Origin of the sequence: Janibacter limosus NBRC 16128, assembly GCF_001570985.1 — a bacterium.
Classification (GTDB): domain Bacteria; phylum Actinomycetota; class Actinomycetes; order Actinomycetales; family Dermatophilaceae; genus Janibacter; species Janibacter limosus.
Genome location: NZ_BCSS01000061.1, coordinates 1 through 10,378 on the forward strand (window position 1 = coordinate 1; position 10,378 = coordinate 10,378).

Sequence of the window (10,378 nt, forward strand, 5' to 3'; positions counted from 1 at the left end):
GCCGCACGAGCAGGTCGCGGTCGTCAGCGTCGCCGACCGGCTCCTCGCCGATGCCGAGCACCTCGGCCTCGACGACACCGAGCGGGTTGCGGCGCCGCAAGGCGTACTTGCGCCCACCGACCGACACCTTGTCCTTGCTCTTCTTGGCGACACCGATCATCGTGCCGGCGTCGTCCTCGCGGGCGACGAGCTTGTAGACCATCGACGCGGTCGGGTGACCGGAGCCGGTGACCACGCGCGTCCCGACGCCGTAGGTGTCGACCGGCGCTGCGGCCAGGGCGGCGATGGCGTACTCGTCGAGGTCGGAGGTGACGACGATCGTGGTCTCGGTCGCGCCCAGCGCGTCGAGCTGCTCGCGGACCTCGCTCGCCTGGACGACGAGATCGCCCGAGTCGAGACGCACGCCACCGAGGGAGGTGCCGCCGACCTCGATGGCGGTGTTCACCCCTTCGGTCACGTCGTAGGTGTCCACGAGCAGGGTGGTGCCGGTGCCGAGGGAGGCGATCTGCGTCTCGAAGGCCTCGCGCTCGCTCTCGTGGAGCAGGGTGAAGGCGTGGGCGGCGGTCCCGCCCGTGGGCACGCCGTAGCGTCGCCCGGCCTCGAGGTTGGAGGTGGAGGAGAAGCCGGCGATGTACGCCGCCCTGGCCGCGGCCACTGCCGCGCCGTCGTGGGTGCGGCGACTGCCCATCTCGATGACCGGTCGCGTGCCGGCTGCCCCGGTCATCCGCGAGGCCGCGGACGCGACCGCGGAGTCGTGGTTGAGGATCGACAGGACGACCGTCTCGAGGATCACGCCGTGCGCGAAGTCGGACTCGACGACCAGCACGGGGGAGTAGGGGAAGTAGGTCTCGCCCTCGGCATAGCCCCACACGTCCCCGTCGAAGCGGTAGTCGGCGAGGAAGTCGAGCGTCCGCTGGTCGACGACCTCACGGGAGCGCAGCTCCTCCAGCTCCGCGTCGCCGAAGCGGAAGTCCTCGATCGCGTCGAGCACCCGACCGACCCCCGCGAGGACGCCGTAGCGCCGCCCCGACGGCAACCGTCTGGCGAAGGTCTCGAAGACGCACTGACGCGATGCAGCGCCGCTGTGGAGCGCGGCCTGGAGCATGGTCAACTCGTAGTGATCGGTGAGCAGCGCGGTGCTGGGTCGGATCGTCACGTCCGCCACTCTAGGGTGGAGGGCGTGTCCATCGCCCCCGCAGAACAACGCACGAGCGAACCCGATGTCGTCGAGGCCGTCGACACCCCGTGGATCACGTTGGTGTGGAACGACCCGGTCAACCTCATGTCGTACGTGACCTGGGTCTTCCAGACGCACTTCGGCTACCCCAAGGAGCAGGCCGAAAAGCTGATGATGGACGTCCACCTCAAGGGGCGCGCCGTGGTGGCGACCGGCCCCAAGGAGCAGATGGAAGTCGACACCGAGGCGCTGCAGGGCTACGGCCTGTGGGCGACCTTCCAGAAGGATGTCTGATGGCGCGGGCATTCGTCGCCGACGGCGAGCAGCTCGTCGCGATCATGGACGAGGACGAGCGGGCCGTCGTGACCGGGCTGTGCCGGCAGGTCATGGACCTCGTCGCTCCCGCCAGCGTCCCGACGAAGGGGGAGCCCGCTGACCCCTTCGAGGCGATCGTGGCCGGGCTGGGTGATCTGGCGACGGACACCGAGGACGGCGCCGCCGGGCTCGAGGTGCCCGACCGGGCCTTCGGCCTCGACCACGACCGTGACCCGGCGCTGGACCGGCTCTTCCCGACGGGCAACCGCGAGGACGAGCAGGAGGCGGCAGAGTTTCGCCGGTTCACCGAGCAGGGCCTGCGCCAACGCAAGCACCAGGGCCTGGTGACGACCGTGCGCACGCTGGAGACCGCCGAGGAGGACCGATGGGTCGTCACGCGGCCGCAGGCACCCGCCGTGCTCGTCGCCCTCACCGACATCCGGCTCGTCATGGGCGAGCGTCTGGGGTTGCGCACCGACGAGGACTCGACCCGGCTGGAGGAGCTGATCGAGACCCTCGATGCCGATGACCCGGCAGTCTTTGCGCTGAGCGTCTACGACTTCCTCACCTGGCTGCAGGAGTCGCTCACCCAGGCCCTCATGGGGGAGGACGAGCAGTGACCCCGGTGAGCGACCCGCGCACCGTGGCCGCCCAACCCATCGGGATCTTCGACTCCGGCTTCGGCGGACTGACCGTCGCGCGCGCGGTCATCGACCAGCTGCCCCACGAATCGGTCGCCTACCTCGGTGACACCGCGCGAGCGCCCTACGGGCCCAGGCCGATCGCGCAGACCCGCGAGTACGCGCTCGAGTGCCTCGACCGACTCGTCGAGCACGGCGTCAAGGTCCTCGTCATCGCGTGCAACACCGCCAGCGCTGCGGTCCTGCACGACGCGCGTGAGCGCTACGACGTCCCGGTCATCGAGGTCATCCGGCCCGCGGTGCGCCGGGCCGTGCTCGCCACCCGCAACCAGCGCGTCGGCGTCATCTCCACGGAGGGCACCCACCGCTCCCGCGCCTACCTCGACGCCTTCGCGGCCGCCCCCCAGACCCGGGTCATCTCCCAACCCTGCCCGCGGTTCGTCGAGCTTGTCGAGGCGGGGATGACATCCGGCCCGGAGGTGCTCGATGTCGCTCGCGGCTACCTCGCTCCCCTTCGTCAGGCGGAGGTGGACACGCTCGTCCTGGGCTGCACCCACTACCCGCTGCTCACCGGCGCCTTGTCCTATGTCATGGGTGAGGGTGTCACCCTCGTCTCATCAGCGGAGGAAACCGCCAAGGACGTCTACCGTGTCCTTGCGGACCTCGACCTGCTGCGTCCCGAGTCGCTCCCTGGCCCCGCTCACGGGTTCACCACGACGGGGGACCCGGAGCACTTCCGGTCGCTGGCTCGGCGCTTCCTCGGACCCGAGGTCGCGGATGTCTTCGCCACCATGGGAGAAGAGCGTTGAGGCTCACCGTCGTCGGTTGTTCTGGTTCCTTCGCGGGCCCCGAATCGCCCGCCTCGTGCTATCTCGTGATCGCTGAGCACGAGGGCCGCACCTGGCGCCTCGTTCTCGACCTGGGCAACGGCGCGCTCGGCGCGCTGCAGCGGCACACCGACCTCGCCGACATCGATGCGGTCCTGATCAGCCACCTGCACCCGGACCACTGCATCGACCTCACCGGTCTGTACGTCACGCGGACCTACCGACCGCAGGGGGCGCTCGCCGAGCGGCTGCCCGTCTACGGCCCCGCCGGGAGCGCAGAGCGCTTGGCGGCCGCCTACGAGGGGATCGACGCAGACGGGATGAGCGGCGTCTTCGACTTCCGCCGGATCTCCACGGCGGTGCCGACGCACATCGGCCCCTTCGTCGTGCGGACCTTCCCCGTCCACCACCCGGTGGAGGCCTACGGCTTCCGGGTCGAGGCCGACGGGGCGGTGCTCGCCTACAGCGGTGACACGGACTCCTGCGACGCCTTGGAGCCGCTCTTCGCCGGGGCCGACCTGGTGCTCGTCGACTCGGCCTTCGTCGAGGGCCGTGACGAGGTCCGCGGGATCCACCTCACCGGTCGTCGGGCCGCCGAGGCCGCGGTCGCTGCCGGCGGTGTCCAGCGCCTGATGCTCACGCACATCCCGGCGTGGAATGACCCGGAGGTCTGCCGCGCGCAGGCGGCTGAGGTCTGGCCCGGCGAGGTCGAGCTGGCCCGCCCGGACACGACCTACGAGGTGTGAGCCTCCCACCGCTGGAGATCAGCGACGTCATCACCCCGAGACCGGTCCGACGATCGGACGCCGTGGCACGCCTGCAGGCGTCTGGGCAGGTGCGGGCCGCGCGTCTCGTCGAGCGGATGCCGGCCACGGACGACGTCCTCGACGAGGCGCATGTCGTGGCCCTCATGCGCCGGGTCCACGCGGAGCTGCAGCGGCTGGGTGAGGAGCTGCAGCTGCCGCAGCGCGTCAGCGAGGACCTGGACCGGCTGCGGCAGGCGATGGGGAACCCCCTTCGTCGGGTGGTGGACCTGGGGTGCGGCAGCGGGTACGTCCTGCGCTGGCTCAGCCACGACCCGAGCCTCGCGGGTGTCGATCTCGTCGGAGTCGACCACGACCCCGGGCTGATGGAGTGGGCGGCACGGCTCGGTCGGGCCGACGGGTGCCGCGCGCGCTTCGTCGTCGGCGACGCCCTGGCGCCCGGTGTGGCCGTCGCGGAGCCCGAGGCGACGATCGTCATCTCCAGCGGCGTGCTGCACCACATCCCGGCGGCGGACCTGCCGGCCTTCTTCGCGGCCCATGCGACGGGGGGCGTTGCGGCCTTCGCGCACTACGACCCCGAGCCGGGGTGGTTGACCAACCTCGGCTCGTGGGTCTTCCACCGCGCCCGGATGCGCGAGGCGGTCTCTCGTCACGACGGCAACCTGTCGATGCGGCGCGCCCACCCCGCCGACGTCCTCCTCGATGCGGTGGCCGAGGGCGCGCCCGGATACGCCGCCGGGTGCGTCGGCGGTCAGAGCGTGCTGCGGGTCCTTCGTCCCGTCACGGGGACGAAGGGGGCCTGATGGGCTGGGTCCTCACGCTCGCCCTCGTCGTGGGGCTCGACGCGATGCTGAGCGGGTTCCGAGCGGTGCAGGGCCGCACCGGGCGGCTGCCCTCGTGGCGTCGGGACCTCGCCGCGCAGCTCACCGGTCTCGGGGTGGGCGCCGCGCTGCTGGCGGTGCCCGTCGTGCTCGGGGTGGTGGCGACGTCTGGGGTCGAGCGCGAGGCGATCTCCCGTGCCGGAGTCCTCTGGTCGGCCTGGCTGTCCCTGCCCACCCTCGGCGCGCTGCTCGTGCTGGTGACGCTCACCTGGCGCTGGCGCTACCTGGCCACGGCGCTCGTGCTCGGCCCGATGACCTGGCTGCGGCCGGTCGCTGCCGTGACGGCCGGGGTGGCTGGCACCGCCGAGGCCCCAGGGTGGCTGGCCGGGGCGGCGGTGCTGCTCGCTGTGGTGGCCGTCCTGGCGGTCGAGCCGATCGTCGGGTGGGCGGCCGCGCGTCGTACTGCAGTTGGCTGGCGCGGCCACGACGAATCAACGATCTGACGGAGTAGGTACCCCGAACCGCAGCTACGACACGCTGGAGCCGGAACTCGCTCGACGCCGAGCCCGACGACTGATGGACTGGTGCCATGGACATGCGCCTGCCCGCACCCCTTCGTCCCGGTGACACGATCGCTGTCACCGCACCGAGCAGCGGTGTCCCGCGAGCCCTCTGGCCGCGTCTCGACGCCGCGATCGCCCACCTGCGGCGACGTGGCTTCGAGGTGCTCGAAGGGGTCTGCCTGCGCGACGACGTCGACCATCACGTGAGTGCCTCCCGGGAGGCCCGCGCCGACGAGCTGATGGCGCTGCTCGTCGACCCGGACGTCGCGGCGGTCGTCCCGCCGTGGGGCGGCGAGACCGGGATCGACCTGCTGCGCTACCTGGACTTCGAGCTGCTCGCCGAGTGCGATCCGTGCTGGTACGTCGGCTTCTCCGACGTCTCGACGACGATGCTGCCGCTCACGCTGCGCTCCGGGTGGGCGACCTTGCACGGCAGCAACCTCATGGACACGCCCTACGCGCCCGCACCCGGCCTGCTCCACTGGCTCGACGTCGCCATGAGCGAAGGGGGCGAGCTCACCCAGACCGCGGCGACCCACAAGCGTGCGGACGGATGGGACGACTATGCCGCCGACCCCGAGGTCGACGAGATGACGCTCACCGAGCCGACGACGTGGTCGTCGCTCGAGGGGGAGTCGGCCTCCTTCGCCGGGCCGCTCATCGGTGGGTGTATCGAAGTGCTCTCACCAGTCGCGGGCACGCCCTACGGTGATGTGCGCAGCTGGGCCCAGGACCGGTCGGAGGCGCCGATCGTCCTGCTGGAGGCGGCGGAGGGCAATGCCTTCGAGATCGCCCGCGCGTTGCACGGGCTGCGCCTCGCGGGCTGGTTCGAGCGGTGCTCGGGGGTGCTCGTTGGGCGCACCGCCGCCCCGGCTGCCCCGACCCTCACCCAGCACGAGGCCGTGCGCGATGCGCTGGGCGACCTCGACGTGCCGGTCGTGCTCGACGTCGACTTCGGTCACCAGCAACCGATGATGCCGCTCGTCCTCGGTTGCACCGCGCACGTGGAGGTCGGCACGGGCGGCCAGCGCATCACCCAGGACCTCACCCGAGGCTGATCCGAGGGATGACGCGCCCGGGTCGCCAACTCACAAGGACTGCACCTCAGGCGGTCGTGCCGCTCAGTTCGCCGGTATCCGGGGGTCGCCCGCTGCGTCGTGATGTTGAACTGCAGTCCTTGTGAACTGGCGACCCACGAGCACTCGTAGCCGCCGTAGGGACGCAGCTCAGTACGGTCGCTACGCCCGGGCGCCGACGTGGGAGTGCACCCAATCCGCGACGTATGCACCGATGATCTCGGGGGAGCGCGCGAAGGAGTAGTGGTCGACCGGCTTGCCCGGGTCATCGGCGCCCTTGGTGAAGGTCCAGCGCTCGACCTGCGCGTCCGGGATGAGGGCAACGATGCCGTCGACGGCTCGCGGCGGCGCCAGCGTGTCGTTGTCGAGGTCGACGGCGAGGACGGGAACCTCCCGTCCCCTCAGACCGAGAGCGACCGACTGCCCGTCCGGAGAGAGAGCTCCGGTGCGCGCGAAGGCCGCCCACTCACGGATGAGGGTGCGTGGCTGCACGCCACCGAAGCCGAAGCGAGGGCCGGGCCAGTATCCGACAAGGCGGGTGAGGGCACTCATGAGCTGGGTCTGGGCGAGCGTCTTGATCCCCTGGTGGTGCCGCCAGAAGGGGGTGCCGGAGCCGATCAGCACGGTGGCGTCAGCCGGTTCGTCACCGGCCAGATGAGCCAGGGCGATGTGGCCGCCGAGGGAGTGGCCGATGGTGACGAGCGGCCCATGGTGGTCAGCGCGCAGCGCGGCCACGACCGACGGGAGCCACTCTCTGGCGATCTGTGCGTAGCCGTAGTCGTGGGAGCGTGCGATCCGGGGTTGCGCGGCACCCTGACCGGGATAGTCCGCGATGGCGGCAGTCACCCCTTCGCGGGCCAGCTCGTCGATGAAGGGGCCGTAGTAGCCGGCAGGTACACCCATGGCGGGGAGCACGAGCGCCAGCGGCGCACCGGGCTCCTTCGCGGACGAGACGTGCAGGACGGTGGTGCCGCCGCCGGGCAGGGTGATCTCGCTGTGCATCTCCACGGCGGTGAGCCTACGGTTCCGTCGGCTGGTTAGCCTGATCGCATGACTGACACCACCCCCCGCCACGACGGACGCACCCCCGAGCAGCTGCGCGAGGTGCGCATCACCCGCAACTGGCTCGACCACGCCGAGGGGTCCGTGCTCGTCGAGTTCGGCCGCACCCGCGTGCTCGTCGCCGCGTCCTTCGAGGCCGGCGTGCCGCGTTGGCTCAAGGGCCAGGGGACCGGCTGGGTCACCGCCGAGTACGAGATGCTGCCGCGCAGCACCAACACCCGCAGCGGTCGCGACTCCCGCAAGGGCAAGGTCGGCGGCCGCACCCACGAGATCTCCCGCCTCATCGGCCGCAGCCTGCGCGCCGTCATCGACACCAAGGCGCTGGGCGAGAACACGATCGTCCTCGACTGCGATGTCCTCCAGGCCGACGGCGGCACCCGCACCGCCGCGATCACCGGTGCCTATGTCGCGCTCGTCGACGCCATCGAGGACGCGCGCACCCGAGGACTCATCGCCCCGAGCGCCAAGCCCCTCACTGGTTCTCTGGCCGCGGTGTCCGTCGGCGTCGTCGGTGGCCGTGCGGTCTGCGACCTCGACTACCCCGAGGACTCCACCGCCGAGACCGACATGAATGTCGTCATGACCGGCACCGGCGAGTTCATCGAGGTGCAGGGCACGGCCGAGGGCGCTCCCTTCGACCGCGACCTCCTGGGCCAGCTGCTCGACCTCGCGACCACCGGCTGCGCCGACCTCACGGTCAAGCAGCAGGAGGCGCTCGCCGAGACCCCGCGGGAGCGCGTGCAGTGACCCGGCGGGTCGTCCTCGCGACGCACAACGAGCACAAGGTGAAGGAACTTCAGCAGATCCTCGCGGAAGCCCTTGGTGTCGAGGCCGATCAGGGACTCGAGATCGTCTCGATGGCGGCCTTCCCCGAGGTCGGCGAGATCCCCGAGACCGAGGTGACCTTCGCCGGCAACGCCCGGCTCAAGGCCGAGCACGTCGCGATGCGCACCTCGCTCCCCGCGCTCGCGGACGACTCAGGGCTGGCCGTCGAGGTCCTCGGCGGCAGCCCCGGGATCTTCTCCGCCCGCTGGTCGGGCCTGCACGCGAGGGAGGACCTGCCCCGCGCGGAGAAGGACCGCCGCAACCTCCAGCTGCTCCTCGACCAGCTCGCCGACGTGCGGGACGAGCACCGCCGAGCGGCCTTCCGTTGCGCGGCCGTCCTCGCGATCCCAGGCGGCACGACCGTCACGAGCGAAGGGGAGGTCCCCGGAGTGATCGTACGGGCACCCTTGGGCGACAACGGCTTCGGCTATGACCCGATCTTCGTGCCGGACGGCGACACCCGCACCCTCGCGCAGTACACCGACGTGGAGAAGAACGCGATCAGCCACCGCGGCCGCGCCTTCCGCGCGATGGCCCCGCTCCTGCGCGAGCACCTGCCAGACGCTCCCTGAGGAGGTTGCGCAGCAACCGTCTCGAAGGGTGCCGAAGGCGGGACTTGAACCCGCACGCCCGTGGGCACGGCATCCTAAGTGCCGCGCGTCTGCCAATTCCGCCACTTCGGCTCGAGGGGGCAGTCTAGGGCGATGGAGACTCACAGCTTCACGACGGCCCTGACCTGGAGCGGGTCGACCGCGGTCGGCCACGACATGTACTCCCGCGAGCACGAGCTGACGATGTCCTCGTACGACATCACCGCCAGCAGCGATGCCGCCTTCGGAGGCGACGCGCAGCTGCCCAACCCCGAGCAGCTCCTCGTCGCGGCGGCGAGCAGCTGCCAGATGCTGTCCTTCCTGGCGGTCGCCGCCAGGGCCCGCGTCGACGTCACGGGTTACACCGACGAGGCCGTGGGGGAGATGCCCGAGGGCAACCGGCCGATGTGGGTGACCCGGATCGTCCTGCGCCCCCAGATCACCCTCGGCTCCCCGGCGCCGCGTGCCAAGGCCGAGCGGCTCGTCGAGGTCGCCCACCGGGAGTGCTTCATCGCGCAGAGCGTGCGCAGCGAGATCGTCGTCGAGCCCGTGCTGGTCGGCGTCACCGACTGACACCTCCTCAGGGTCGCCGTGTACGTCCCGGCACCGACCTCGGGTCGAACCCGTAGGGCAGCTCGAGCCGGTGCTCGCGCATGAGCGCCTCGTCGGCCAGCACGTCCGCCGTCGAGGCGTCGGCCACCACCGTGCCGTCGGAGAGCACGACAGCGCGCTCGCACAGCTGGAGCGCGTAGGGCAGGTCGTGCGTGACCATCAGGACGGTGATGTCCAGCCCGTCGACGATCTCGGCGAGCTCACGGCGCGATGCCGGGTCGAGGTTGCTGCTCGGCTCGTCGAGCACGAGGATCTCCGGCCGCATCGCCAGGACCGTGGCGACGGCCACGCGCCGCTTTTGCCCGAAGGACAGGTGGTGCGGCGCGCGGTCTGCCACGTCGCTCATCCCCACGGCGTCGAGCGCGTCGGCCACCCGTCGGTCGACCTCGGCCGGTGACAACCCGAGGTTGCGCGGACCGAAGGCCACGTCCTGCGCGACGGTCGTCATGAAGAGCTGGTCGTCGGGGTCCTGGAAGACGATGCCCACCCGCCGACGCACGTCGAGCAGGTGCTCCCGCACGACCGGCAGCCCGGAGACGGTCACCGACCCGGCGGCCGGGACGAGGATCCCGTTGAGGTGGAGCACGAGGGTGGTCTTGCCTGCGCCGTTGGGACCGAGCAGGGCGACCCGCTCACCCGGGTGGATGTGCAGGTCCACGCCGTCGAGCGAGCGGTGACCGTCCGGGTAGGTGTGCTGCAGGCCGCGCAGCTCGATGACAGGGGTGCTCACCGGGACACCATCGCAGCCACGAGCACGATGGCCGCAGCCAGTGGCAGCGCCATCGCGAGGAGCCAGGTCCGCGGGGCGACGGCGACCGGCTCGACGTGGGTGCGCCCGTCGTGGCCTCGTGACAGCATCGCCAGGTGCACGCGCTCGCCCCGCTCGTAGGAGCGGATGAAGAGCGCACCGGCCGTGCTCGCGAGCACCGGCCACGACCGCAGGCCACCACCACGGAAGCCGCGCGACTCCCGGGCGACCCGCATCGCCTGCAGCTGCCCGCTGATGACATCGGCGTAGCGGACCATGAAGCCGAGGATGAGGACGAGCTGCGCGGGCAGGCGCAGCCGAGCCAGGCCCGAGACGATGTCGGCGGGTTGGGTGGTC

Annotated in this window: 14 protein-coding genes and 1 tRNA gene; 10 read left to right on the top strand and 5 right to left on the bottom strand. The window is 71.3% G+C overall.

Annotated elements, in window-relative coordinates:
• Positions 1 to 1,105: nicotinate phosphoribosyltransferase (locus JLI01S_RS15510; protein WP_245634653.1), on the bottom strand; the 1,105-nt coding region annotated here is incomplete at its 3' end.
• A gap of 75 nt (positions 1,106 to 1,180) precedes the next feature.
• Here JLI01S_RS15510 and clpS point away from each other — a divergent pair.
• The 7 genes from clpS (at position 1,181) to JLI01S_RS15545 (ending at position 6,166) form a co-directional block, all read left to right on the top strand.
• On the top strand, positions 1,181 to 1,471 hold the full coding sequence (clpS, locus tag JLI01S_RS15515) for an ATP-dependent Clp protease adapter ClpS (protein WP_068266305.1): 291 nt from the start codon (positions 1,181 to 1,183) through the stop codon (positions 1,469 to 1,471).
• Positions 1,471 to 2,112, top strand: a complete 642-nt coding sequence (locus tag JLI01S_RS15520; protein ID WP_068266308.1) for a DUF2017 domain-containing protein — start codon at positions 1,471 to 1,473, stop codon at positions 2,110 to 2,112. The genes clpS and JLI01S_RS15520 overlap by 1 nt, the downstream gene beginning before the upstream one ends.
• Before the next feature lie 23 nt (positions 2,113 to 2,135).
• Entirely contained in the window at positions 2,136 to 2,942 is an 807-nt protein-coding gene (gene murI / locus JLI01S_RS15525) for a glutamate racemase (protein ID WP_068266326.1), read from the top strand.
• Positions 2,939 to 3,706, top strand: a complete 768-nt coding sequence (locus JLI01S_RS15530; protein ID WP_068266310.1) for an MBL fold metallo-hydrolase — start codon at positions 2,939 to 2,941, stop codon at positions 3,704 to 3,706. The genes murI and JLI01S_RS15530 overlap by 4 nt, the downstream gene beginning before the upstream one ends.
• Positions 3,703 to 4,527: a class I SAM-dependent methyltransferase gene (locus JLI01S_RS15535; protein ID WP_068266312.1), complete on the top strand. Its 825-nt coding sequence runs from the start codon at positions 3,703 to 3,705 to the stop codon at positions 4,525 to 4,527. The genes JLI01S_RS15530 and JLI01S_RS15535 overlap by 4 nt, the downstream gene beginning before the upstream one ends.
• Positions 4,527 to 5,048: a hypothetical protein gene (locus JLI01S_RS15540; RefSeq protein ID WP_068266314.1), complete on the top strand. Its 522-nt coding sequence runs from the start codon at positions 4,527 to 4,529 to the stop codon at positions 5,046 to 5,048. The genes JLI01S_RS15535 and JLI01S_RS15540 overlap by 1 nt, the downstream gene beginning before the upstream one ends.
• Before the next feature lie 86 nt (positions 5,049 to 5,134).
• The gene (locus tag JLI01S_RS15545; protein ID WP_068266315.1) at positions 5,135 to 6,166 is read left to right on the top strand and encodes a S66 family peptidase; all 1,032 of its coding nucleotides are present in this window, start codon (positions 5,135 to 5,137) and stop codon (positions 6,164 to 6,166) included.
• Between the two features lie 180 nt (positions 6,167 to 6,346).
• Here JLI01S_RS15545 and JLI01S_RS15550 read toward each other — a convergent pair whose 3' ends face one another.
• Entirely contained in the window at positions 6,347 to 7,186 is an 840-nt protein-coding gene (locus JLI01S_RS15550) for an alpha/beta hydrolase family protein (RefSeq protein WP_068266317.1), read from the bottom strand.
• A gap of 48 nt (positions 7,187 to 7,234) precedes the next feature.
• On the opposite strand from JLI01S_RS15550, the gene rph reads away from it, so the two are divergent.
• Both rph and rdgB read left to right on the top strand, forming a co-directional pair.
• Positions 7,235 to 7,993 carry a ribonuclease PH gene (gene rph / locus JLI01S_RS15555; RefSeq protein ID WP_068266319.1) on the top strand — a complete coding sequence of 253 codons (759 nt, stop codon included), beginning with the start codon at positions 7,235 to 7,237 and terminating at the stop codon, positions 7,991 to 7,993.
• On the top strand, positions 7,990 to 8,643 hold the full coding sequence (gene rdgB / locus JLI01S_RS15560) for an RdgB/HAM1 family non-canonical purine NTP pyrophosphatase (protein WP_068266321.1): 654 nt from the start codon (positions 7,990 to 7,992) through the stop codon (positions 8,641 to 8,643). Before rph ends, rdgB begins: the two co-directional genes overlap by 4 nt.
• A gap of 29 nt (positions 8,644 to 8,672) precedes the next feature.
• Here rdgB and JLI01S_RS15565 read toward each other — a convergent pair.
• Positions 8,673 to 8,754 (bottom strand) — tRNA-Leu (locus JLI01S_RS15565).
• A 21-nt stretch (positions 8,755 to 8,775) separates the two neighbouring features.
• Here JLI01S_RS15565 and JLI01S_RS15570 point away from each other — a divergent pair.
• Entirely contained in the window at positions 8,776 to 9,234 is a 459-nt protein-coding gene (locus JLI01S_RS15570; protein ID WP_068266323.1) for an OsmC family protein, read from the top strand.
• 7 nt (positions 9,235 to 9,241) lie between these two features.
• On the opposite strand, the gene JLI01S_RS15575 is transcribed toward JLI01S_RS15570, so the two are convergent.
• Both JLI01S_RS15575 and JLI01S_RS15580 read right to left on the bottom strand, forming a co-directional pair.
• Positions 9,242 to 10,003 (bottom strand): energy-coupling factor ABC transporter ATP-binding protein, encoded by a 762-nt coding sequence (locus tag JLI01S_RS15575; RefSeq protein WP_068266325.1) that lies wholly within the window; start codon positions 10,001 to 10,003, stop codon positions 9,242 to 9,244.
• The coding region (locus tag JLI01S_RS15580) for a CbiQ family ECF transporter T component (protein WP_281177472.1) at positions 10,000 to 10,378 on the bottom strand (379 nt) is incomplete at its 5' end. The genes JLI01S_RS15575 and JLI01S_RS15580, both read right to left, overlap by 4 nt.

What these genes read in the sequence shown, in the direction of transcription:
- JLI01S_RS15520 (WP_068266308.1), top strand. Translation starts at nt 1,471, where the DNA reads ATGGCGCGGGCATTCGTCGCCGACGGCGAGCAGCTCGTCGCGATCATG.
- JLI01S_RS15540 (WP_068266314.1), top strand. Translation starts at nt 4,527, where the DNA reads ATGGGCTGGGTCCTCACGCTCGCCCTCGTCGTGGGGCTCGACGCGATG.
- JLI01S_RS15545 (WP_068266315.1), top strand. Translation starts at nt 5,135, where the DNA reads ATGGACATGCGCCTGCCCGCACCCCTTCGTCCCGGTGACACGATCGCT.
- JLI01S_RS15550 (WP_068266317.1), bottom strand. Translation starts at nt 7,186, where the DNA reads ATGCACAGCGAGATCACCCTGCCCGGCGGCGGCACCACCGTCCTGCAC.
- rph (WP_068266319.1), top strand. Translation starts at nt 7,235, where the DNA reads ATGACTGACACCACCCCCCGCCACGACGGACGCACCCCCGAGCAGCTG.
- JLI01S_RS15570 (WP_068266323.1), top strand. Translation starts at nt 8,776, where the DNA reads ATGGAGACTCACAGCTTCACGACGGCCCTGACCTGGAGCGGGTCGACC.